Source organism: Mesorhizobium loti (assembly GCA_014189435.1).
GTDB lineage: Bacteria > Pseudomonadota > Alphaproteobacteria > Rhizobiales > Rhizobiaceae > Mesorhizobium > Mesorhizobium loti_G.
Genome location: CP050293.1, coordinates 3,039,915 through 3,063,088 on the forward strand (window position 1 = coordinate 3,039,915; position 23,174 = coordinate 3,063,088).

General features: G+C 63.2%; 26 protein-coding genes. 12 read left to right on the plus strand and 14 right to left on the minus strand.

Annotated features, from left to right (window positions below):
* Positions 1-32: 32 nt before the first annotated feature.
* A complete protein-coding gene (locus HB777_14905; protein QND65049.1) occupies positions 33-518 on the minus strand; it encodes an SRPBCC family protein in 486 nt (161 codons plus the stop codon).
* 402 nt (positions 519-920) lie between these two features.
* Entirely contained in the window at positions 921-1,169 is a 249-nt protein-coding gene (locus HB777_14910) for a ParB N-terminal domain-containing protein (GenBank protein QND65050.1), read from the minus strand.
* Positions 1,170-1,368: 199 nt separating this feature from the next.
* Here HB777_14910 and HB777_14915 point away from each other — a divergent pair, with 199 nt between their 5' ends.
* Positions 1,369-1,785 carry an acyl-CoA thioesterase gene (locus HB777_14915; protein QND65051.1) on the plus strand — a complete coding sequence of 139 codons (417 nt, stop codon included), beginning with the start codon at positions 1,369-1,371 and terminating at the stop codon, positions 1,783-1,785.
* 15 nt (positions 1,786-1,800) lie between these two features.
* Here HB777_14915 and HB777_14920 read toward each other — a convergent pair whose 3' ends face one another.
* Positions 1,801-2,760 carry a LysR family transcriptional regulator gene (locus HB777_14920; GenBank protein ID QND65052.1) on the minus strand — a complete coding sequence of 320 codons (960 nt, stop codon included), beginning with the start codon at positions 2,758-2,760 and terminating at the stop codon, positions 1,801-1,803.
* A gap of 135 nt (positions 2,761-2,895) precedes the next feature.
* On the opposite strand from HB777_14920, the gene HB777_14925 reads away from it, so the two are divergent.
* From HB777_14925 to HB777_14965, 9 genes are all read left to right on the plus strand, one after another.
* Entirely contained in the window at positions 2,896-3,678 is a 783-nt protein-coding gene (locus tag HB777_14925; GenBank protein ID QND65053.1) for a transporter substrate-binding domain-containing protein, read from the plus strand.
* 64 nt (positions 3,679-3,742) lie between these two features.
* The gene (locus HB777_14930; GenBank protein QND65054.1) at positions 3,743-4,390 is read left to right on the plus strand and encodes an amino acid ABC transporter permease; all 648 of its coding nucleotides are present in this window, start codon (positions 3,743-3,745) and stop codon (positions 4,388-4,390) included.
* Positions 4,391-4,402: 12 nt separating this feature from the next.
* Positions 4,403-5,062, plus strand: coding sequence for an amino acid ABC transporter permease (locus HB777_14935; GenBank protein QND65055.1), 660 nt, complete (start codon positions 4,403-4,405; stop codon positions 5,060-5,062).
* A 14-nt stretch (positions 5,063-5,076) separates the two neighbouring features.
* Positions 5,077-5,823, plus strand: coding sequence for an amino acid ABC transporter ATP-binding protein (locus tag HB777_14940; GenBank protein QND68780.1), 747 nt, complete (start codon positions 5,077-5,079; stop codon positions 5,821-5,823).
* A gap of 8 nt (positions 5,824-5,831) precedes the next feature.
* Complete coding sequence (locus tag HB777_14945; GenBank protein ID QND65056.1) at positions 5,832-7,475, plus strand: ThuA domain-containing protein; 1,644 nt, start codon at positions 5,832-5,834, stop codon at positions 7,473-7,475.
* 1 nt (position 7,476) lies between these two features.
* Entirely contained in the window at positions 7,477-8,856 is a 1,380-nt protein-coding gene (locus HB777_14950) for an aspartate aminotransferase family protein (GenBank protein ID QND65057.1), read from the plus strand.
* Between the two features lie 4 nt (positions 8,857-8,860).
* A complete protein-coding gene (locus HB777_14955; GenBank protein QND65058.1) occupies positions 8,861-9,790 on the plus strand; it encodes a 3-keto-5-aminohexanoate cleavage protein in 930 nt (309 codons plus the stop codon).
* 12 nt (positions 9,791-9,802) lie between these two features.
* On the plus strand, positions 9,803-10,318 hold the full coding sequence (locus tag HB777_14960) for a GNAT family N-acetyltransferase (GenBank protein ID QND68781.1): 516 nt from the start codon (positions 9,803-9,805) through the stop codon (positions 10,316-10,318).
* Complete coding sequence (locus tag HB777_14965; protein ID QND65059.1) at positions 10,315-11,343, plus strand: histone deacetylase family protein; 1,029 nt, start codon at positions 10,315-10,317, stop codon at positions 11,341-11,343. Before HB777_14960 ends, HB777_14965 begins: the two co-directional genes overlap by 4 nt.
* A gap of 15 nt (positions 11,344-11,358) precedes the next feature.
* Here HB777_14965 and HB777_14970 read toward each other — a convergent pair whose 3' ends face one another.
* From HB777_14970 to HB777_14980, 3 genes are all read right to left on the minus strand, one after another.
* Entirely contained in the window at positions 11,359-12,624 is a 1,266-nt protein-coding gene (locus HB777_14970; protein QND65060.1) for a cysteine desulfurase-like protein, read from the minus strand.
* 52 nt (positions 12,625-12,676) lie between these two features.
* Positions 12,677-13,744 carry an aldo/keto reductase gene (locus HB777_14975; protein ID QND65061.1) on the minus strand — a complete coding sequence of 356 codons (1,068 nt, stop codon included), beginning with the start codon at positions 13,742-13,744 and terminating at the stop codon, positions 12,677-12,679.
* A 118-nt stretch (positions 13,745-13,862) separates the two neighbouring features.
* On the minus strand, positions 13,863-14,351 hold the full coding sequence (locus HB777_14980) for a hypothetical protein (protein ID QND65062.1): 489 nt from the start codon (positions 14,349-14,351) through the stop codon (positions 13,863-13,865).
* A 396-nt stretch (positions 14,352-14,747) separates the two neighbouring features.
* On the opposite strand from HB777_14980, the gene HB777_14985 reads away from it, so the two are divergent.
* The gene (locus HB777_14985; GenBank protein QND65063.1) at positions 14,748-14,912 is read left to right on the plus strand and encodes a hypothetical protein; all 165 of its coding nucleotides are present in this window, start codon (positions 14,748-14,750) and stop codon (positions 14,910-14,912) included.
* A gap of 59 nt (positions 14,913-14,971) precedes the next feature.
* Here HB777_14985 and HB777_14990 read toward each other — a convergent pair whose 3' ends face one another.
* Positions 14,972-15,478, minus strand: coding sequence for a DUF1993 family protein (locus HB777_14990; protein QND65064.1), 507 nt, complete (start codon positions 15,476-15,478; stop codon positions 14,972-14,974).
* Between the two features lie 138 nt (positions 15,479-15,616).
* Between HB777_14990 and HB777_14995 the strand changes: the two genes are divergently transcribed.
* Complete coding sequence (locus HB777_14995; GenBank protein QND65065.1) at positions 15,617-16,669, plus strand: DUF1176 domain-containing protein; 1,053 nt, start codon at positions 15,617-15,619, stop codon at positions 16,667-16,669.
* A 28-nt stretch (positions 16,670-16,697) separates the two neighbouring features.
* Here HB777_14995 and HB777_15000 read toward each other — a convergent pair whose 3' ends face one another.
* Genes HB777_15000 through HB777_15030 form a run of 7 tightly spaced genes read right to left on the minus strand, consistent with a single transcriptional unit; the run spans position 16,698 to position 23,045 of the window.
* Complete coding sequence (locus HB777_15000) at positions 16,698-17,594, minus strand: alpha/beta hydrolase (protein ID QND65066.1); 897 nt, start codon at positions 17,592-17,594, stop codon at positions 16,698-16,700.
* Between the two features lie 32 nt (positions 17,595-17,626).
* On the minus strand, positions 17,627-19,237 hold the full coding sequence (locus HB777_15005; GenBank protein ID QND65067.1) for an NTP transferase domain-containing protein: 1,611 nt from the start codon (positions 19,235-19,237) through the stop codon (positions 17,627-17,629).
* The gene (locus HB777_15010) at positions 19,234-19,938 is read right to left on the minus strand and encodes an XdhC family protein (GenBank protein ID QND65068.1); all 705 of its coding nucleotides are present in this window, start codon (positions 19,936-19,938) and stop codon (positions 19,234-19,236) included. The genes HB777_15005 and HB777_15010 overlap by 4 nt, the downstream gene beginning before the upstream one ends.
* A gap of 6 nt (positions 19,939-19,944) precedes the next feature.
* Positions 19,945-20,283, minus strand: a complete 339-nt coding sequence (locus tag HB777_15015) for an XdhC family protein (GenBank protein QND65069.1) — start codon at positions 20,281-20,283, stop codon at positions 19,945-19,947.
* Between the two features lie 60 nt (positions 20,284-20,343).
* The gene (locus HB777_15020) at positions 20,344-21,588 is read right to left on the minus strand and encodes a VWA domain-containing protein (GenBank protein ID QND65070.1); all 1,245 of its coding nucleotides are present in this window, start codon (positions 21,586-21,588) and stop codon (positions 20,344-20,346) included.
* A 3-nt stretch (positions 21,589-21,591) separates the two neighbouring features.
* Positions 21,592-22,521, minus strand: coding sequence for a MoxR family ATPase (locus HB777_15025; protein QND65071.1), 930 nt, complete (start codon positions 22,519-22,521; stop codon positions 21,592-21,594).
* Positions 22,518-23,045 carry a flavin reductase gene (locus HB777_15030; protein QND65072.1) on the minus strand — a complete coding sequence of 176 codons (528 nt, stop codon included), beginning with the start codon at positions 23,043-23,045 and terminating at the stop codon, positions 22,518-22,520. Before HB777_15030 ends, HB777_15025 begins: the two co-directional genes overlap by 4 nt.
* Positions 23,046-23,174: the final 129 nt, after the last annotated feature.

The window sequence follows — 23,174 nt, forward strand, 5'->3', positions numbered from 1 at the left end:
AAAGCGTCATGCCGATCAAGGCGTTTGGCTGATCATAGCGTTTTGGCGAGTTCTTCGAGCTGGTCGGTGCACTGGCCCCAGCCCTCGTGGAAACCCATCTTCTCGTGCTGCTCGCGATCAGTGACACTCCAGTGCCGAACGCGAGCGACGTAGCGGGTCTTGCCGTTGCCCTCGTCCTCGAAGGTCAGCACGACGGTCATGAACGGCTTTTCCGACGGGTCCCAGGCTTGAGTGTAGGCGTCGGTGAGAACGATTTTCTTGCCGGGAACGACTTCGAGGAAAACGCCGGGGTTGGGGTATTCGTTGCCGTCGGGGCCTGCCATGACGACAAGGGTCGAGCCGCCGGTGCGCACATCCATTTCGGCGCGCGGCGTCGTCCACGGTTTTGGCGAGAACCACTGCGTCACCAGTTTCGGGTCGGTCCAGCAGCGATAGACGTTCTCGCGCGGCGCATCGATGATGCGGGCCAGAACCAGTTCGCGGTCATTGGTGGGGGCGATGTCGAGCTTGGTGGTCATGATGGTGTCCTCGGGTGTCGGTTTGATCTGGCTTCCGTCCCAAAGACGAACGGATCAAACACGAACCGACACCGCCGGCGACAAAAATATCGGCACCGTCTTCGATTGGGCCGAGGCGTCGCCCACCTTCGTCATCCACGGGCGGAGCAAGGAGCGCAGCGACGTCGCGGAGACCCGAGGATCCATGCCGCGACCTTGTCGAGGAATGCAGCGGAGCAGAATCCTGCACCGTTGTGACGCGTTGGAGTCGCGGCATGGATACTCGGGTCTGCGCCGCGTCGCTGCGCTCCTTGCTCCGCCCGTGGATGACGAAGCGATGGGCGCGTTTCCGCCAATCGCCGAGGCATTAGGCTTATCAAAGCAGCATATCTGCGTCGAGAAACTGGATGTACTATCGACGCGTCAGTGGCGCTTGGCTTGCACCAGATAGGCCTCGATCTCGGTCTCGCCGAGCCATTTTGCCGCCTCCAGCCGATGCAGGCCTTCGACGAGGATGTGTCGCTTGCCGTCGTGGCGGACCTGGATCGGCGTCTTCATGCCGTTTTCCAGGATGTCCTCGGCCAGATGGCGGACGGTCTCGGGATGCAGCGTCTTCTTGCGCGCCGTCGGCACGTAGATCTCGTCGACTTTGACCTTTTGCACTCTGAGCATGCCGACCCCCGTGGCGGAAACGCCGCCTCCCCTGAGATAGTCCGTTTGATGGAGGCGGCCAAGGGCGCGGCTAACGAATACGAAGCCCGAAGGCCATTCTCGGCCTGAAGATGCCGGGACAGCAGACCGTTTGCCTGTCGGCGTGCGTTTCGATATTGCGTCTGCGCGATCGTCGATGGCCACGGAGGCAAAAATCCCCATGAGCAAATCTCTCGTCACCTTTGTCGGCGTCGCTCATCCCTGGATGTGCGATGTGATGGGGCACGTGAATGTGCGTCACTACGCGGCGATGTTCGACGATGCCAGCTTCCAGCTTCTTGGCCATATCGCCGGACAGGACGACAACCAGGCGTCGCAGATCGGATGGGCCGATGTGCGCACCGAAATCGACTATCGGCACGAAACGAAAGCAGGGGCGCTCATCAGCATCCATTCGCATGTCGTGAAAATCGGCCGCACCTCCATCACCTTCGAACAGGTGATGTCGGGCACGCTCGACGGCATCGTCCGTGCATCGAGCCGGACGACCAGCGTGCGCTTCGACCTCGCCGCGCGCGCCTCGGTGGCGCTGGACGAGCCGATGCGGAACCGCGCGGCGGCCTTGCTGATCGAATGAGCCTGTCTCGGCCTGTCAGCCTTGGTAGATACGGTCCTCCAGTGGCGTCTCGGCAATCAGCGTCTGCAGCCCGGACAGCAGCGCCTTCTCGGCGCGGTTCATCGCCTTGTCCGGATTGACCAGCAGGAAGATGTCGATGGCCGGCGGCGCGTCATAGGGTGGCAGCCGCCACAGCGTTCCATCCGCCACATCGCGCCGCGCGACGTGCAGCGGCAGCGGACCGATGCCGAGCCCGGCGACGATCATGCGCCGTACCTCTTCCAGGCTGGAGGACACGCCGACGACATCGGCGTTCAGCCGGGCTTCGCTGCGCAACAGCGCGACCGGCCGCAGCGCGTCCGAAATATGGTCGGTCTGGAACGATACCGAGGGTTCGCCCCGGAGATCGGCCAGCGTCAGTCCGGTTTGCCCGTAGAGCCTGTGCTGCGGCCCGCAGAAGAAGCCGAAGAACTCGCGGTAGACCATCGCGTATTCCAGCGCCGGATCGCGCTGGCTGACCAGGCAGATGCCGAAGGAAGCACGCCGCTCCCTGACCTGCTTGGCGACTTCGGTGCTTGCCGCGACCGAAATGGTGATGCTGGCGCGCGGGTAGTTGCGGTGGAACTCAGACAGCGCCTTATCGAACAATGGCGAGACGACATGGCTGGCCGTCGCGATCATCACATGGCCGGTGACGTCGTCGCTGATGCCGCGCATCAGCAGCGGCAGTTGCGATATGGTGCCGAACACCTCAACGCTCTGCTCGTAGAGGAGCCGCCCGACCTCGGTCAGTTCGAAGCGCGTCGCGTCGCGCTCGACCAGCCGCCGGCCGACCCGGTCTTCCAGCCGCCGCAGCGCATTGCTGACGCTCGGCTGTTTGAGGTTCAGCCGCTCGGCGGCGCGTGTGATGCTCTTGACCTCCGCGATGACGACGAATGTCCGCAGAAGGTTCCAGTCCAGATCCCAGACCAGCCGTTCGGGGCGCGGCAGTGCCATTCCTGATATCTATGCTCCCTATTCCCATTATCTATTTGCGCAATGATACCGCAAAGGCAATCATTGAAGTCAGGAAAGCGTCCCGCGCCTCCCAAGAACAAGACCTTGCGCTCCATCCAGAGGACAGAAAATCAGATGAACAGAGTATTTTCCGGCATCGCCATTGCGGCCCTGCTGCTTGCGTCGACCTTCACGGCCGTTTCGGCCAGGGCCGACGACCTCGAGAAGATCAAGACGGCGGGCGAGTTGAAGATTTCCATGAGCGGTCAGTATCCGCCCTTCAACTTCGTCAACGACCAGAATGAAGTCGTCGGTTTCGACGCCGATATCGGCAAGGCCATCGCCGAGCGCATCGGCGTCAAGGGCGCCATCATCACCACGGCCTGGGACGGCATCATCGCCGGCCTGCTCGCCAACAAATACGACACCGTCGTCGGCTCGATGACGATCACACCCGAGCGCGAGAAGGTGGTCGATTTCGTCGGGCCTTACTACCACGCCGGCCGCGCCGTTTTCGTCAGCGAGGCGTCCAAGGTGCAGAGCCTCGACGACCTCAAGGGCAAGACCATTGGCGTGACGCTGGGCGAGACGCACGAGAAATGGGCGCGCGAAAAAGGCGGCTGGGACATCCGCACCTATAAGGGCCTGCCGGAACTGCTGCTGGAACTGAGGGCCGGCCGCGTCGATGCCATCGTCGTCGACAACATTCCAGTCATGGTTGCCGTCAAGGAGACGGGTGAGAAGGTCCGCAAGCTCAACACGCCCGACATCGAAGGCGGCGCTGTCGCCATCGGCATCGCCATCCGCAAGGACAATCCGGAGCTCAAGGCTGCCATGCAGAAGGCGCTGGACGACATGCTGGCCGACGGCAGCTACGAAAAGATCTCGATGAAGTGGGTCGGCAGCGACATACGCTGACCCCTCCTGGCTTCAGGCGGCCAAAGCCGTCTGAGGCCTGGTGTCACTCCTGCTGGACCCTTTCATGGATTTCTCCTTGATGCAGCGCGTCTTCCCGTTCTTCGTGGAAGCCGCCCTGGTGACGATCGAGATCACGGTGCTGGCCCTGATCCTGGGTCTGGCGGCTGCTTCATTGGCCGCGGCCGCCAAGATGTCGAGATCGGCGATCCTGCGGACCATCGGCACGCTCTATGTCAGCCTGTTTCGCGGCACGCCGTGCCTGATCCAGCTCTTCGTGCTCTATTTCGGCGGCCCGCAGATCGGCATCAATCTGGAGCCGTTCGCCGCCGGCGTCATCGGTCTCGGCCTCAACATCGGCGCCTATATGGCGGAATCGATCCGTGGTGCGCTGGTCGCGGTCGAGAGGGGCCAGACCGAAGCGGCCCGCACAATCGGCTTCAGCCGTTTCCAGACGCTGCGCAAGGTCGTATTGCCGCAGGCCGCGCGGCTGATGATCCGGCCGCTCGGGGTCAATACGGTTGCTTTGCTGAAGGGATCCGCACTGGTGTCGACCATTTCAGTCGTCGAACTGACCTACACCGCCCAGCGCTTCATCGGCTCCACCTACAAGCCGTTCGAGATCTTCGGCGTTGCAGCCCTGCTCTACATGATCATGGTCTATGCGGTGGCGCGGGTCGTGGACCTGCTCGACAAACGCTTCGCCATCGTCTGACCGGAGAGCACGATGCAAGGCTTGGATTTCACCGTCGTCGCGCCCTACTGGGACCTTCTGCTGATAGGTGCCTGGTGGACCGCGGTGCTGACCGTTTCGGCGGGCGCGCTCAGCTTCGTCGGCGGCATCCTGTTCGCGGTCATCGTGCTCTACGCCCCGAAGATCGTTGCCTATCCCGTGCGCGCATTCATGTGGGTGTTCATGGGCACGCCGCTGCTGTTGCAGCTGTTCCTGATCTATTTCGGCCTGGTGCAGATCGGCATCGACATCCCCGCGCTTGCCGCCGGCATTGTCGGGCTTGGCCTGCATTTTGCCGTCTACAATGCCGACATCATCCGCGCCGGCATCGTGGCCGTCGATGTCGGCCAGACGGAAGGCGCGCGCAGCATCGGCTTCGGCAAGTGGCGGACGCTGCGCCATGTCGTGATACCGCAAGCCATTCGCAACACGGCACCACCGATCGGCGGCAATCTAATCGCGCTGCTGAAGGAATCCTCGATCGTCTCAGTCATCGGCATCGCCGAGCTGGTCCATTCGGCCCAGCTGGCGATCAGCGAAACGTTCCGCCCGTTCGAATTCTACATCACCGCGGCGGCGCTCTACTACATTCTCAACCTTGTGCTCGAGGCGGGTTTGCGCCTGTTCGAAAGATATGTGGAGGCTTCCCGATGAGCACGCAGCGGCCAATGGTCGAGGTTCGCGGCGCACGCAAATCGTTCGGCGCGGTCGAGGTCCTGAGGGGCATCGACCTGTCGGTCGACCGCGGGCAGATCGTCGCGATCATCGGGCCGAGCGGCTCCGGCAAGAGCACGCTGCTGCGCTCCATCAACCATCTGGAATCCCTGAACAGCGGCGAAGTCTGGCTCGACGGCGTGCAGGTCAACCAGAAGCTGCACGGCCAGGCTTTCGAGCGGCACATCAACAAGGTGCGCCAGCAGATGGGCATGGTCTTCCAGCACTTCAATCTGTTCCCGCATCTGACCGTGATCGAGAACATTTCCATGGGACCGATCATCCTCAAAGGCATGGCCAAAAGTGACGCGCATGCGCTGGCGCATGGGCTCTTGTCCAAGGTCGGGCTCGCCGACAAGATCAACGCCTACCCCTCGCGGCTTTCGGGCGGCCAGAAGCAGCGTGTGGCGATTGCCCGTGCGCTGGCGATGCAGCCCAAGGTGATGCTGTTCGACGAAGCCACCTCGGCGCTCGACCCGGAACTGGTCGACGAGGTCAACGCGGTGATGAAACAGCTTGCCGCTGAACATATGACCATGCTCATCGTAACGCATGAGATGCGCTTTGCGGGCGAAGTGGCCGACAGGGTGCTGTTCATGGACGGCGGCGTAATCGTCGAGGAAGGCCCGCCGGCCGACATGTTCCGCGCGCCGCAGAAGGAACGCACGCGCAGCTTCCTCAAGAAATACCTTTCCGCCTGAGTATGACAATGACCAGACCAAACACGGAATTCCCCGATTTCGGACTGACGCCGGAGCAGCGCCGCCACGCGGTGCGCGGCCACTATTACGAGTGGCCCGGGATGGACGGCGAGCGCGGCGAGATCTGGTGCTACAGCGACCGGTTTTCCTATCGCGCCGGCGAAACGGTGGCGTTGCATGTCAGCTCGACGGCTCCGACATTCGGCATGACAATCACCCGGGATGGCGGCAACGAGACCAAAGTGTTCGAGAAATCGGGCATCGCGGCGCGCTGGCAGGAAAGTCCAGACCAATGTTCGGCTGAAGGCTGCGGCTGGGAAGCGTCGTTTGAATTCCGTATCGAGAATGACTGGCCGTCCGGAGCCTATCGGGTCACGCTGACCGCAGACGGCCGTGACGGTAAGCCGATCCATAGCCACCATCTTTTCATTGTCTCTCCCAAGCCCGGCAAGAAGCCTGGCCGCGTGCTGCACGTGGCGGCGACGGGGACATGGCTGGCCTACAACACCTGGGGCGGCTCCAACCACTACCAGGGCATCACCGGGCCGGAGCGCAACCAGTATTCGCCCATCGTGTCGACGCAGCGCCCCTGGTGCCGTGGCTTCGTCGTGCTGCCGAAGGATGCGCCGCGCGTGCCGCTGGAAGTCGCCGTGCCGCCCAAGACCGTGCCGCGCTATCCCCATATGGAATGGGCGCTCGCCACCGGCCATTCGAAGAAATACGCGTCGTCGGGCTGGGCCAGTTACGACAGCCACTTCTTCCGCTTCGCCGAACAGGCCGGCTATCAAGTCGATCTCGCCAGCCAGCACGATCTGCATTTTTCGCCCGAAATTCTCGACGGCTACGACTGCGCCGTCTTCGTCGGTCATGACGAATACTGGACCTGGGAAATGCGCGATGCCGTTGACACCTATGTCGAGCGCGGCGGCCATGCGGCGCGCTTTGCCGGCAATTTCATGTGGCAGACGCGGCTTGAGGACGAGGGCCGCCGGCAGGTCTGCTACAAATATCGCTCGCGTGCCGAAGACCCGGCCTATCTCCCTGGCGGCGACGTCGCCCGTGCCACCAATTCCTGGGAAGCGCCGGAAATCGGCCGGCCCGGATCGGCGACCTTCGGGCTCAATGCGACCCGTGGCCTCTATGCCGGTTGGGGCGGCTGCGCGCCGCGCGGCGTGCGTGGCTTTCCGGTCTACCGGCCCGAGCACTGGGCCTTTGCCAGCACCGGCATCTACTATGGCGACCTGCTGGGCGCCGACAGCCATGTCTACGGCTATGAGGTCGACGGGCTCGAGTTCGAGATACGCGGCGGCCTGCCCTACCCCACAGCGACCAGCGGTGCGCCGGATGGCCTGCAGGTTCTCGCCGTCGGCATGGCATCCCAGGTCGAGGAAAGCGCCGACATTCCGATCGAGGACCAGTTCCTCACCGACGAAGATGGCCGCTTCACCGCCGAGACGCTGTTTGGCGAGGCGAGCGACGCCAATCTGGAAAAAGTCAAACGCGGCAACGGCATGATCGTCAATTTCCCGCGCGGCAAGGGCGAGGTGTTCCACGCCGGAAGCTGCGAATGGGTCGCTGGCCTGCTAAGACAAGACCCGATGGTCGAACGCGTCACAAAAAATGTCCTCGATCGTTATCTCGGAAAGCCCTGACATGTCGAAAGTCCAGACCGCCATACAAGACACCGACGCCCGGCGAGAGTCGCATCTGTTCTATCTGTCCAGCCTGCGCCGGCCGCTGATCGACCGCGCCGAAGGCATCTATATGTGGACGCAGGACGGCCGCCGCTTCATCGACGGCTCGAGCGGCCCGATGGTCGCCAATATCGGCCACTCCAACCGCAATGTGCTGGATGCCATGAAGCGGCAGATGGACCGCGCCACCTTCGCCTACCGGCTGCATTTCGAGAACGAGCCGGCGGAGGAGTTGGCGCGGGAACTCGCCGGCAAGCTGCCGGAAGGCATGGACCGCATCTTCTTCGTCTCGGGCGGCTCGGAGGCGACAGAATCCTGCATCAAGCTGGCGCGGCAATGGGCGGTCGCGACCGGCCAGGCCAGCCGCTGGAAGGTGATCACGCGCTTTCCCTCCTATCATGGCGGCACGCTGGGTTCGCTGTCAGTCACCGGCGACGATGCGCTGGCCGAAACGTTCGAGCCGATGATGCGGATGATGCCGACCGTGCCGGCGCCGAACGCCTGGCGCGACCGCGACAATCTCTCGATGGAACAGCGCGGCATCCGCTATGCCGACATGCTGGAAGAGAAGATTCTGGCGGAAGGTCCAGACAGCGTGGTTGCCTTCATCATGGAGCCGATCGGGGGTGCTGCGACCGCGGCCCTGGTGGCGCCGGACAGCTACTATCCGCGCATCCGCGAGATCTGCGACCGCTACGGCATCCTGCTCATCCATGACGAGGTGATGAGCGGGGCCGGCCGCACCGGCAAATTCCTCGGCGGTGACCACTGGAACTGCAAGCCGGACATCGTCGCGCTGTCGAAGGGACTGGGCTCGGGCTATGCGCCGCTTGGCGCGCTCGCCGCCCCGATGCGGCTGGTGCAGCCGCTGCTCGACTCGGGCGGTTTCCAGCACGGCCACACCTATGCCGGCAACCCGCTGGCCTGCGCCGCCGGCCTTGCGGTGCTCGGTGAAATGGACCGGCTCGACCTGATCGCCAATGCGGCTGCCATGGGCGATGTGCTGATGGACGGGCTGAAGGGGCTGGCGAAGCGGTTTCCGTTCATCGCCGACGTGCGCGGCAAGGGCCTGCTGACCGGCGCCCAGATGGTTGCCGATCCCGAGACGCTCCGGCCGATCGACCAGAACAAGAAAGCCACGCAGCGTCTGCTCGACCTCGCCTATGAGCGCGGGCTGATCATCTATGGCCGCAGGGTCAAGGGCGGCGTCGACGGCGACAATTTCATGGTCGCGCCGCCGATGATCGTCACCAGGGAGCAGGTCGGAGAGATCGTCTCCATCATCGGCGACTCGCTGGAGGTTCTGGCATCCGAACTCGACCTACCGGTCGAAGGGTAAAAGCATGGCCTCGCGAAAAGTCATCATCACCTGCGCCGTCACCGGCTCGGTGCACACGCCGTCAATGTCGCCCTATCTGCCGGTGACGCCGGACCAGATCGCCGCCGACGCGATCGCGGCCGCAGAAGCCGGCGCCTCGATCCTGCATCTGCACGCCCGCGACCCCAGCGATGGCCGCCCGACCGCCGATCCGGACGTCTACATGCAGTTCCTGCCGCGCATCAAGCAGGCGACCGATGCGGTGATCAACATCACCACCGGCGGCTCGTCGCTGATGACGCTGGACCAGCGGCTGGCGGCACCGCTCAGGGCCGAACCCGAAATGTGCTCGCTCAACATGGGTTCGATGAATTTCGCGCTGTTCCCGATGCTCGACAAGCCACGGGAATGGCAGCACGAATGGGAGCCGAAGCTGCTCGAAGCGACGCGGGACACGATCTTCAAGAACACCTTCGCCGATATGGAAGGGGTACTGGAAAGACTGGGCAAGGGCTGCGGCACGCGCTTCGAATTCGAATGCTACGATGTTGGCCATCTCTATTCGCTGGCGCATTTCCGCGATCGCGGGCTGGTGTCGGGACCGCTGTTCATCCAGTTCGTGCTGGGCATTCTCGGCGGCATAGGCGCCGACCCGGACAATCTCATCCATATGAAGCGCATCGCCGACAAATTGTTCGGTGACAGCTATCAGTTCTCGGTGCTGGCCGCAGGCCGTCAGCAGATGCCACTGATCTCGATCGCCGCGGCGATGGGCGGCAATGTCCGGGTCGGGCTGGAAGACAGTCTCTATGACGGACGCCAGCTGGCGAAATCCAACGCCGATCAGGTGCGCCGTATTCGTGGCATTCTCGACGGGCTGTCGCTGGAGGTTGCAACGCCCACCGAAGCGCGCGACATGCTGGCGCTCAAAGGCGGCGACCGGGTGGCGTTTTGAGAGACGACCGTGATCAATCCAGCATCCAATGACGTTCTCCTCCGACCCGGCCGGATCGACGACGTCGAAACCATCCACACGGCGATCCTGAAACTCGGCACCCATATCGGCGCGCCCGAGGACATCATCTCGACTCCAGACGATCTCAGAACTTACGGCTTTGGCGATAAACCCGCTTTCTCGACCTTGATCGCCGAAGTCGGCGGCGAATTTGCCGGCCTTTGCCTGCATTTCCCGATCTTTTCGACCTGGATGGGGCGGCCCGGCGTCTATGTGCAGGACCTCTATGTCGAGGACCGGTTCCGCGGCCGCAAGATCGGCGAGCGGCTGCTGCGGCACGTTGCGGCGCAGTGCCGGAAGGAAGGCGGTGTGTATCTGAGGCTGTCCGTCGACACCGACAATGAGGGCGCCAAGGCCTTTTATGAAAGGCTGGGCATCGCCTGGTCGAGCTACGAACAGACCCAAAAAATCATCGGCGAGGCCTTCTTTGCCTTCGCCGATGCGGCCGAAAATGGGGATCAGGAATGAAAGCCTTCTATGCCGAGGAACAGAAGCGCCACGACCCCAAGGCCTTTCTTTCGAGCGGTGCGGCGCAACCCAATCCGGAAAAGCCGGAGCGCGTCGAGAGGTTATTAGCCGGCGCATTATCTGCGGGTTGCACGATCGAGCGGCCGCGCAATCATGGACTCGGCCCAGTTTCGGCGGTGCATACGCCCGAATATCTGGATTTCCTCGAGCATATCTACACGCGCTGGCAGCGCATCGAAGGCGCGTCGGCTGAAGTGATTCCAAACATACACCCGATCGCGCGCAACGGCTCCTATCCGGCCTCGGCGGTCGGCCAGGCCGGTTACCACATGGCCGACACCGCTTGCCCGATCTCGGGCGAAACATGGCAGAGCGCGCTGTGGAGCGCGTGGAGCGCGGTCGATGCGGCCGAGGCGGTGATGTCAGGCGCGCCGGCCGCCTACGCGCTGTGCCGCCCGCCCGGCCACCATGCCTTTGCCGATGTCGCCGGCGGCTTCTGTTTCATCAACAACTCGGCCGTCGCGTCACAGGTTCTGCGCAAACAGGCCGCACGCGTGGCAATCCTCGATGTCGACCTGCATCACGGCAACGGCACGCAAGGCATCTTCTATGCACGGCCGGATGTGCTGACCGTCTCGCTGCATGCCGATCCGGTGCGCTTCTATCCGTTCTTCTGGGGCCATGCCGACGAGCGCGGCGAAGGGCCCGGCCTCGGTTACAATTTCAACCTCCCGCTGCCGCGCAAATCCGCCGACGCGGCGTTTCTCGAAGCGCTTGAGGTGGCGTTCCAGCGCATCCGCGCGTTTTCGCCGGACGCGCTGGTCGTAGCGCTCGGCCTCGACGCGTTCGAAGGCGATCCGTTCGGCGGGCTTTCGGTGACGACGCCTGGCTTCTCGCGCATCGGCGAGGCCATCGCAAAGCTCGGCCTGCCGACGGTCATCGTCCAGGAGGGCGGCTACCTCTGCGACGAACTCGGCGACAATCTCACTGCGTTCCTCACCGGCTTCGGCGGCAAGACGCGGTGATGATAGAAGCTGGCGTCAGGAGCGCTGCTGCCTGAGCATGGCGATGACCCGGTGCACGCTCTCCAGAGTCTCGTCGATTTCGGCTGTAGTGTTGTAGTGGGCAATGCCGATGCGCACGACGCCATGCTCGGCCGGAATGCCGAGCTGGTGGACGATCTCCCAGGCGTAGTTGTGGCCGGACCACAGGAAGATATTTTCGGCGTTCATCTGCCGCGTGATCGTCTCCGGAACAATGCCGTCGACGGTGAAGGACACCGTCGGCACGCGATCACCAAGCCGCTTCGGATCGGTGATGCCGTGGATGGTCAGGCCCTCGATATCATACAGACCGTCGATCAGCCTTTGCGCCAACGGGTTTTCATAGGCGATGGCGACTTCGAACGCCCTGCCGATCTTCTGCCTGCGCGAGCCACCCTCGCCCACCGCCGCACCCAGGTCGGCAAAATAGTCGACCGCCGCCGTGAGGCCGGCCATCAGCTCGATCTGCGGCGTGCCGAGCTCGAACCGCTCCGGCAGGCCGTTGGATGAACAGCGGCACTTGTACGGCTCCAGCGTCTCGATGACGTCGCGCCGGCCCCACAATATGCCCATATGCGGACCGAAGAATTTATAGGCCGAGCAGATCAGGAAATCGCAGCCGAGATCCTGCACGTCGATCAAGCCGTGCGGCGCGAACTGGACGGCATCGACATAGACAAGGGCGCCGGCATTCCTGGCAATGGCGGTCAGCGCCTTCACGCGATTGATCGAGCCGGTCAAATTGCTGGCATAGTTCAACGCGACCAGCCGTGTCTTCTCGGAAAGCAGGCCAGCCAGCGTTGCCTCTTCGACCTGCCAGGTCTTTTCGTCGAACGGCAGCCAACGCACGACGAGGCCAAGGTCCTCGGCCAATTGCAGCCAGGGCGACACGTTGCCCTCATGGTCCATGCGGGTGAGGACGATCTCGTCGCCGGGCTGCATCGCGCGGCCGAGCGTGCGCGACATATGATAGGTCAGCGTCGTCATGTTGGCGCCGATGATGATTTCCTGAGGGCTAGCCGCACCGAGGAAATCGGCCATTGCCCGGTGCGCCTCGTCGACAACGGCCTGCGCGGCGATCGTCGTTTCGAAATAGCCGCCGAGATTGGCGTTGGTGGTCAAGAGGCAGCGCGACACGGCGTCCGCGACTTGTTGCGGCACCTGCGTGCCGGCCGGATTGTCGAGATAGATGCGGCGGCGGCCCTTGTCGGTCAGGGACAGTGCCGGAAATCGTTCGCGGACCACCTCTATCGGAAAATTCATGATTGCCCGGCTCCGTTGGAATTATCGAGTATTCGGCCGCAGCCAATCCCGTTCAAGGACAGGGGTTGCCGACCCGCTGGTGGATCGCATCCACCGCCTTCTGCATTTCCTCCGTCCAGACGACGTCCACGGAAGACAGCGCCATGTCGAGCTGCGAAAGCGTCGTTGCGCCGATGATGTTCGAGGTCACGAACGGCCGGCTCGAGACATAGGCATTGGCAAACAGCGCCGGTTCAAGGCCAAACGAGCGCGCCAGCTCATTGTATTCGAGCTGGGCTTCGGCGGCACCTGGCGTCTCGTAGCGCTGGCCGCGATTGAACAGCTGCGAGCGCGACCCCTGCGGGCGTGCGCCATGGTCGTATTTGCCGGTGAGGTAGCCCTGCGCCAGCGGCGAATAGGGCAGCAACGACACCTGCTCGTGCTCGCAGACCTCGGCGAGATTCACCTCGAAGGTGCGGTTGACGAGATTGTAGGCGTTCTGGATCGACGCGACGCGGGGCCCGATCCCCTTGTCGGCTTCCGCAAGGAACCGCATCACGCCCCAGGAACTCTCGTTCGACAGGCCGAAATGGCGGATCTTTCCTGCCTTCACCAGTTCGTCGAACACGGCAAGCGTCTCGGCGATCGGCGTTTCGTCGGTCGGCGCGCCGACAGAATCGGCGCGCGGCGATACGGCTCCGACGCGCGTCGGGTTGGCGCCCCACGGGATGTCGCGTTCCGGCCAATGGATCTGGTAGAGGTCGAGATAGTCGGTGCCGAGCTTGGCCAGCGACTTGTCGATGGCGTCAAAGATATCGGCGCGCACCAGTTGCGACGGCCTGTCGCCGCGAAACCATCGGTTGGCCGTGCGGCCGACGACTTTTGAGGCCAGGATCACCTTGTCGCGGTTGCCGTTGGCCTTCATCCAGCTGCCGATGATCTTTTCGGTCCGCCCTTGCGTCTCCGCCTTGGGCGGGATCGGGTAGAGCTCGGCAGTGTCGATGAAATTGACGCCGCGCGAAAAGGCCAGGTCCATCTGGGCGTGGCCCTCGGCCTCGGTGTTCTGCTGGCCCCAGGTCATGGAGCCCAGGCAGATCTGGGTAACAAGAAGATCGGTCCGACCGAGACGGCGCTTGTGCATGGAAATTCTGCTCCGGAGGGAAAGCGTGCGCGGAAGCGCGGGAGGAAGCGCATCTATAGGGAAAGCAGAGGCGCTCTCCAAGCCTCGGCAGACCGACTTTTGCGTGAACCAGTGGCGTTTAGCGGCGAGCACCGGCCAGCGCGCGGCGCTTGGCCTCGTCGATCAGCATGTTGGCCACCTGCATGCGGATCATGGCGCGCTGGCGCAGATGCGGGGCGACACGGTCGGGATGGTTGGCGAAGGCAAAGCTGCGGCGCATCCGGCTGAAATCGGCGATTTGCTTGGGCTGGTTAAGGCCAAGTTCGACGGCGATGGATTCAGGATCGATCGGCGGCAGCTTTTCCTCGGGCTTTGGCTCTTCGCCGGCGAGAGCCAGCCTGGCGTGTTCGAGCAAGGCGGCGAATTCGGTCGCCAGATCGGCACCTGCCTCGCGATATTCGGTGGCAAAGCCGCTGCCCGAAACCTTGATGCGGCCGGAATGGAGTTCATCGGCCACCGAGAGATAGTCGAACGGGATGGATGGACGAGCGCCGGCCTGTTCGCCCTCGATCCCGTCATCCCCAATTGCGTCGCCCTTGTCGGAGGCGACGAAAAGGTCGTCGAGCAACGCAGCGAAATCCCGCTTGGCGCCAGTAGCGATGTCAGCCTCCCCCTTGCCCGACCGTGCAAGCTTCCGAGCATAGAACCGCCTCGTTAAAAATGCATGCCATCGATCTTAACGAATTTAGCCGTTGCCTTGCGCCGCTTGAACATCAGCAATCCCCAAGCAAAAAGCCGGACTGCACTTTCATGCAGTCCGGAATTCGCCAGGAGTGGCGAGGAAAAACCGGCCATGTAGCCAGCATTCGAGGCTACGATGCGCGTCGGCCAAAAGTTTCACCCCGTTGCAGAAATATGGCCAAAGAAATCACCAACACATGGCAGGCATGCAAATGCTGCACTGCACAATTGTCACGATTCACCTATATTGGCTGCCGTGGAGGACCAATCAGGGGCTTGAATCATGGGTTTCTTCACTGAAATGTTCGCCCGGCCGCGGCCGCAGGAGCATCTGAGATACCGCTCGGCGCTCGCACTGCTTCATTCGATGAGCAATGCCGACCGCGCCGACATCGGTATCAAGCCGGCCGACTTCCCCCGCATCGCCCGCGAAATGTCCGTTCGCTAGAAGTATCGAGTCGCGAGATGTCCCGGCTCAGTCCGGGACATCTCCAAAACCTCAATTCCCTAGCGCGCTCCCAGGAACGTCGCCTTGCCCAACGGCACGCCATTGTGGCGAAGGATGTCGTAAGCCGTGGTGAGGTGGAAATAGAAGTTGGGCATGGCCACGTGCAGCAGATACTGCATGCCGGGCATCGAGCTTTCGCGCCCACCAAGCTTCAACTCGATGATCTTGTCGTCGGAGCCGTCGAATTCGGCAGCCGAAAATGTCGCGAGAAGGTCGAGCGTCTTCGTGATGCGAGCCTGGACATCAGCAAAACTCGCCTCGTTGTCCTCGTATCTCGGCACGTCGCGCCCGGCGAGCCGTGACGGCGCGCCCTTGGCGTGATCGGTGGCGATCTGCACCTGCCGGGTCAGAGCGTACATGTCGGGCGCCAGTCGTGACGTCAAAAACACCTGCGGGTCGATCTTGCGGTCAAGCGCATTCTGTTCGGCGCTCGCCAGCACATTGGAAAGGGCTTTCAGCCTGGCCGAAAACACAGGCACGGATGCCTCATACATGGATATCGTCACGTCAAATCTCCTGCCCGGCCGAACGCCGGCGGACGCGACGTAGCGCCTTCGCGCGGGATTTTTCAAGACCGCCGACGCCGCGTCACCACGTTGCCGCAATCGCCATAGTAGAATCTCCCTATCGAGCGGAGATTCCCGATGAGACGCGCCCTTTTCGCAGCGACTGCCTTTCTCTCCCTTGCCCCGATCGGCCAGACGGCATTGGCCGCCGAAGATGCACCCGAAGCGCCCTATGTCGACGACCGGTCGAGCGCCGATGCCGTCGTCCGTTCGCTCTACAGCGCCATCAACCGCCACGAATTCGCCCGCGCCTGGGGGTATTTCGGCGATACTAAGCCGGCAAAGGATTTCGACAGTTTCGTCAAAGGCTATGACGGCACCGACAAGGTCGAGGTCGCGACCGGGGCCATTTCGGATGAAGGTGCCGCCGGGAGCATTTTCTACAACGTCCCCGTCGCCATCCGCGCCACCGACAAGACCGGCGGCGAAAAGGTCTTTGCCGGCTGCTATACGCTGCGCCAGGTGAATGCCCAGATCCAGGCGGCGCCGCCCTTCGATCCTATCCACATCGAAAAAGGCGCGCTGAAACCCTCCACCGCCGATTTCGAGGAGGCGCTGCCGCCAAGCTGCGGCGACGGTCCGCCGCCGCCGAAGAAAGACACCGCACTGGAGCAGGCCAAGAAAGCCTTTCTGGCGACCTATGGCGATCAGTGCGACAAGCAGTTTCTCGCCGATGAGCCGACCGTTTTTTCGATCAAATACAAGGACAAGGATGCGCAGCCCGGCGATCCCGACAAGGAGACACGGCTGTTCCATTTTTCCTGCTCGGCCGCGGCCTACAATGAAAGCTCGGTCTACTACATGACCGACGAGGTCTCGGGCGTGCAGCAATTGCAGTTCGCCGAACCCAAGATGGACATCCGCTACGAGAACAATGACAGCGACGGCAAATTGCTGGGCATGACCATCGTCGGGTTCCAGACGTCCGGCTGGGCGGTCAATTCCGACTATGACGAGAATGCCCACACGATCACCACGTTCAACAAGTGGCGCGGCGTCGGCGATGCGTCCGACGCCGGGACGTATCTGTTTCGCAATGGCAATTTCTCGCTGGTCCAGTACGACGTCGATGCGTCCTATGACGGCGAGGAAAATCCGCAGACCGTTGTCGACTACAACACCGCGCCCTGAGTCTGGACGGGCTTACCCGCGGTGTCGGTCAAGGCGCCTTCGACAGCATCCAGTTGAGCGTGCCGCGCCAGTCGGTCATGCGGATTGGGGTGCCATGGGTGCCCGTCTCGAAGCGGACGAAATGGGTCGGATACGGGTAGGCTTTCGATTTGGCGATGATCGAACGGAAGAAGGCTTCCTGCTTTTCCACCGGGAAAACCACGTCATGGCTGCCCTGACCGAAGAAGACCGGGACATGACGCCTGAAGGCGGGGCTGGCGAGGAAACTCTCGTCCCATAGCGAGCCAAGCAGCAGCAGCCCATTGATGCGCCGGCCGGTATCATTGCGGGCGGCAAGCTTCCAGCACAGCGCACCGCCCATCGAGCCGCAGGCGACGAAGATCTTCGCGCCTGGCGATTTTTCGGCATAGTGACCGATCAGCGCCGCAACCTGCGCCGCTCCCCTGTCGCCGAAATCGGTAAAATCCGGGCTGAGATAAAGGCCGCCATTGCCGGCCATCAGGTTCTTGAGCCGGTTGAAATTGCCGCCGAAGGTGAAGTCGTCGACGCCTTGCTTGCGGCTGCCGCCCTGCCCGTGCAGGTAAAGCACGATGATGCCGGCGCCCTCGGTCTTGCCGACGGCAACATGCCTGACATCGCCGGCATCGGTCTTCAGCAACAAATCCTGCTGCACCTTGCGAACGCTGGTGTCGGTGTATTGGGCGTTCACCCGGCGCTCCGGCACCTGGTCACGCTGATTGATGTCGCGCATCTCGCGGTAATCGATGACCGTGTAGGCACCATTGGTGTCGGACGACAAAGTGGCCGGATAGGCGAAGAGATCGTCCTTGAAGGGTTTTAAGGACAGCGTCTGACTTTGCGCAGCCGAAGACAGCAACGCGGTCGCGACTGCAAAGGCACAGAAAATTTGGCGGCGAATAGACATGCCCAAGGCATGCGTAATTCGGCTTGGGTTTGTCAATCCTGCAGCACGCCGCCGGCGCCTTCCAGCGCTTCGCGTGTGTCGACATCGACAGATGCCGCCGCGCCGATTTCGGCATCGATGACGTCGAGCCCTTCGGTCTCGACCAGATGGCGTGCGCCGGTGTCGCCTTCGAGATGGGCAATCGCCGGGAACAGCGAGCGCGGCAACAGAACAGGGTTGCCGCGCTTGCCGTCATGCGAGGCGCGGACCACCGAATTGCCGCCGGCCTTGCGGAAAGCATCGATCAGCCCGTCGAGATCGTCGGACGTGATATCAGGCATGTCGCCGAGAACGATCATCACACCGGCGGAATCCTCGGGCAGATAGGCAATGCCGGCTTTCAGCGAGGTGGACAGGCCTTCGGTAAAATCGGGATTGTCGGCGAAGGTCACGTCGAGGCCCGCCAGCGCCGCGCGCACCCGCTCGCGCTGGTGGCCGGTGACGACAATCGTGCTGGAAGCCTTCGAGCCGAGCGCCCGTTCGGCGGTGCGGCGCACCAGCGGCTGGCCGTCGAAGAGCGCCAAAAGCTTGTTTGGCCCGCCCATGCGGCTCGACCGGCCGGCCGCCAGAAGCACGATGCCGACCTTGAGCTGGCTTTTGGCCGGCAGCGGCTCGCGCGGCTGCGGCCGCGTCGGGATTTCCATCAGCAGCCCACCGACCCCCATGCCGGCAATATCCCTGGCGGTCACGTCAAGGCCGGCGATCAACCTGTCCAGCACCCAGTCGAAGCCGTTTTCCTTCGGGCTGCGGGCGCAACCCGGCGCACCGATGACGCGCTTGCCGTTGAGTGTACCCAGCACCAGCAGATTGCCGGGATCGACCGGCATGCCCGCGCGGACGACGGTACCACCCGCCTTCTCGATCGCGGCTGGAACGACATCGGCGAAATCGCTCATTGCCGAGGCGCCGAAGATCACCACCATGTCGTTGTCGCGCGCCAGGGAGACCGCGGCTTCCGCCACCGGCGCGATCTCATGCGGCGTGCGGCGCTCCGCCGTCAGCCTGCCGCCGGTGCGCGCCAGCCGCGCTTCGGTGACGCGCAGCGTCTTGTCCAGCACACTTGGCTTGATGCCCGGCAGAACTGTCTGGATAACGCCGACACGCACCGGCCGATAGGCGTTGACGGCAAAGATCTCGCCACCGGCGCAGATTTTCGTCGCGGCGTCGACCAGTGCCGAACTGACCGCGAAGGGGATGATCTTCACGGTCGCGACCATCTGGCCTTTCTCGACCGGCGCATGCTGCGCCAGGGTGGCGATGGTGATGGCGGGATCGATGGCATTGATGGCGTCGATGACTGCGGCATCGACCGTGAAGATGCCCGACGCTTTGGCATGGAGGTTGACCCGCCCGGTCGCGGCCGGCCTGGCCTCGATGCCGCGAAAGGCCATGCTCTCGGCTATTTCCTGCGCGGCGGCATCCTCGCCGAGGTCGTCGGCGGCCAACACAGCCGCAACAACCTGCGAAACGCCGGCGGTCCGCAGCAGCGCCACATCCTCGGCGCTCAGCCTGTGCGCCTTGCGAAAGCGGCGCTCGCCCGCTGTGGTAGAGTGCGCCAGCACCGCGCCTTCCGCCGTCTCAATCGGGATCGGGCCGAATTTCACGCCGCCGCGCCTTTTGCGTCCAGCCCGCGCGAGCGGAAGGCGTGGATCGCCTGCGCCAACACCGCAACGGCGATCTCGGCCGGGCTGGCAGCACCAATGTCGAGCCCGATCGGCGCATGGATACGGGCGATCTGGTCGGGGCTCGCCCCCAGCGCCAACAGTCGCTCAACGCGCTTGGCGTGCGTCTTGCGGCTGCCGAGCGCGCCGACATAGAAGCAGTTGGCGTCGAGCGCCGCCTTCAGGGCGAAATCATCGACCTTCGGGTCATGGGTGACAGCGGCAAGCGCGGTGTAACTGTCGAGCGGCTGACGCTTCAGCACATCCTCCGGCCATTCGGCATGAAGCGCCACGTCGGGAAAGCGATCCGGCGTGGCGAAAGCTGTGCGAGGGTCGATGATTTCCACGGGGTAGCCGGCGATTTTCGCCATCGGCGCCAGCGCCTGGCTGATGTGGACAGCGCCAATCACGACCAAACGCGGCTGCGGCAGATGCGCATTGAGAAAGAAGGTCCGCCCTTCGGCCTCGACCGAACCGGAATTGCCAGTGCGGAACGCCCTGGCGATCGCGGCGCCGAGATCGCCGGCGACCTGGTCGCCCTCGCGCACGATCCGGTCGCGGCCATCACCGAGGTCGGTGACAAGGACCGCCGCGCGGCGGGCGCGTCGTTCGGCGTTCAGTGTTTTCAGTGCATAGGGGTCCATTCGAGATCAGCCGAGCCTTTCGACATACACCTTGATGCGGCCGCCACAGGACAGGCCGACCTGCCAGGCGGTTTCGTCGGCGACACCGAACTCCAGCATCCTGGCCTTGCCGCTGTCGATGACGTCGATGGCTTCCGTCACCACAGCGCCTTCGACGCAACCGCCCGAGACGGAGCCGTGGAAATTGCCGTCGGCGTCGATCACCAGATGGCTGCCCACGGGTCGGGGCGCCGAACCCCAGGTCTCGACCACTGTCGCGATGGCCACGTCCTTGCCGTCCTTCATCCAGCCTTCCGCGATGATCAGCGGATCGCGGGCCTCATCCAGATAAATGCTGTTTTCCATGACCGTTTCTCCAGAAGTCTGTTTTTCTCGGGGATCGTTTTCCGGATGGGAAAGATATGGTTATGCGGCGTGCCTCGCGCCAGCGTCCAGCCATTTGCGCGGATCGACGGATTGTGCCGACTTCTTGTCCAGCGACGCGCAGAGATCGGCAAGCGCATCGAGATTGTGTACCGAGCGGAATTCGTCGACATGCGGCAGCATCGCCTTGACACCACGGGCGCGCGCCTGAAAACCGTCAAAGCGCAGCAGCGGGTTCAGCCAGATCAGCCGCCGGCAGGATTTGTGCAGGCGCTCCATTTCCTCCGACAGGCCGGCGACATCGTCGCGCTCCAGCCCGTCGGTGATCAGAAGCACGACCGCGCCCTGCCCCAGCACACGCCGCGACCATATCAGGTTGAACTCGGCAAGCGTGTCGCCGATGCGCGTGCCGCCCGACCAATCCTTGACCGCCGCCGAACAGTCGGCAAGCGCTGCATCGGGGTCGCGATGGCGCATCTGCCGGGTCAGGTTGGTCAGCCTTGTGCCAAAAACGAACGTGTGCACGCGCCGGCGTTTCTCCGTCAGCGCATGCAGGAAATGCAGGAAAATGCGCGTGTACTGGCTCATCGAGCCGGAAATGTCGGCCAGCACAACCAGCGGCGGATGGACCTCGCGGGCCGAGCGGAATTTCGGCAGGATCAGTTCGCCGCCGGTGCGCGCGGCCGAACGCATCATGGCGCGCGGATCGATGCGGCGGCCATGCGCATCGGCCTTGAAGCGCCGCGTCCGCACCATGTCGAAAGGCAGCCGCAGCTGCGCGATCGCCTTCTTGGCATCGGCCATTTCGGCGGCGTTCATCTGGGCAAAATCCTTGGCCCGCAGCACCTCGTTGCCGGAGAAGGTGAAGCGGGCGTCGACCTCGATCTCGGGGATTTCCTGGGCCGGCTGGTTCTTCTGGTGGCCCTCGAACATCGCCTGGCTGACGCGGTTCTCGGCAGGACGGGGCTTCTGCTTTTCTCTGACATCCGGCGCCACCGGCGAAAACATCGCCAGCATCTTTTCGATCAGTTCGCGCGACTTCCAGTACAGCCGGAACGCTTCGTCGAAAATGGCGTGATCCTCATGCCGGGACACCAGCACGGCGTGCAGCGTCCAGTAGAAATCGTCGCGCGAACCGATGCCGGCGACCAGCACCGCCTCGATGGCATCCTTGACCGAGGCCGGCCCGACCCGCATGCCTGCCTTGCGCAAGGTGCGGGCGAAATAGACGATGTTGTCGGCGATCCGTCCGTGCGGCATGGCCTCTTTCGGCTCGGGGCGCGGCATCGCCTACTCCGCCGCCGAGAGCTCGGCCTTCACCTCGTTGAGGATGCGCCGGCCTTCGCCCTGTTCGATGCGGGCAATGTCGTCCTGGTATTTCAACAGCACGCCGATCGTGTCGGATACGGTTTCCGGATCGAGCGCGACCTTGTCGAGCTCGGTCAGCGCGCCGGCCCAGTCGATGGTTTCAGCGACGCCAGGCACCTTGAACAATTCGATCTGGCGCAGCTTCTGGATGAACGACACCACTTCGGCCGAAAGCCTTTGATTGGCCTGTGGCACCTTGCGGCGCACGATCTCCAGCTCGCGCTCGGCATTGGGATAGTCGACCCAGTGATAGAGACAGCGCCGTTTCAGCGCGTCATGAATCTCGCGGGTGCGGTTGGTGGTGATGATGACGATCGGCGGTTCTTCCGCCTTGATGGTGCCGAGTTCAGGCACCGTCACCTGGAAGTCGGACAGGATTTCGAGCAGGAAAGCCTCGAACGCCTCGTCGGTGCGATCGAGCTCGTCGATCAGGAAGACCGGGGCAGCGCCCGTCTTGCCGGTCAGCGCATCGAGCACCGGGCGGCGGATCAGGTATTTTTCGGAGAAAACGTTGCGCTCCATGGCGGCGCGCTCGACCTTGCCGGCCGCCTCCTCCATGCGGATCTCGATCATCTGCGCGGCGTAGTTCCACTCATAGACGGCGGACGAGACGTCGAGGCCTTCATAGCATTGCAAGCGGATCAGCCGCCGGCCGAGCGCCTGCGCCAGCACCTTGGCGATTTCGGTCTTGCCGACGCCGGCCTCGCCCTCAAGGAAAAGCGGCCGCTTCATACGCAACGACAGGAACAGCACGGTCGCCAGCGACCGGTCCGCCACATAATCCGCACCGGTCAGGAGATCGAGTGTCTCGTCGATCGTCCGCGGCGCGGCGCGCGGTTTCAGCTCGGTCATTCTTTCTCCGTGAACGCCGCCGCTCCGCTCTCCAGAACGTGGTAGCCGCGGGCGTGGTAGATCAGCGGCCGCAAATTATCGCCCATCCGCAGGCCTGTCACCTTGCCAAAAAGCACACGATGGGTGGCCAGGTCCTTGGTGTCGATCAATTCGCAATCGAACACGGCGAGCGCGCCCTTCAGCGTTGGCGCGCCGGTGGAGATCACGTCCCATTCGCCGAGCGCGAAGCGCTCCTCGACCGGCAGGCCGGTGACGCCGGAAAAGCCGACCGACAGGGGCTCCTGGTGCGAAGCCAGTGTGTTCAAGGCAAACCTGCCGTTTTTCACGAACGGCTCGTTCTTGGCATTTTCGCGGTTGAGACAGACCAGAATGGTCGGCGGGGTGTCCGATACCGAACAGGCCGCGATCACCGTCGCACCACGTTTGCCGGCCGGCCCGTCGGTGGTGACCACATGGACGTGGCCGGCAAAGTGGCTCATCGCGTCGCGATAGGCCTGCGGCCCAATGTCATTCTTCTTCAGCACCGGAAATTTTCCATGGTCAGAATCCTACCGACATATATGGCCAGACATAGCCCGCCACAAGCGAAGTGCCTGAGCCACATCCCGAAATTCGCGTGTTGCACCAAGGCCGGGCAGCCTTTAGGTCTTGGC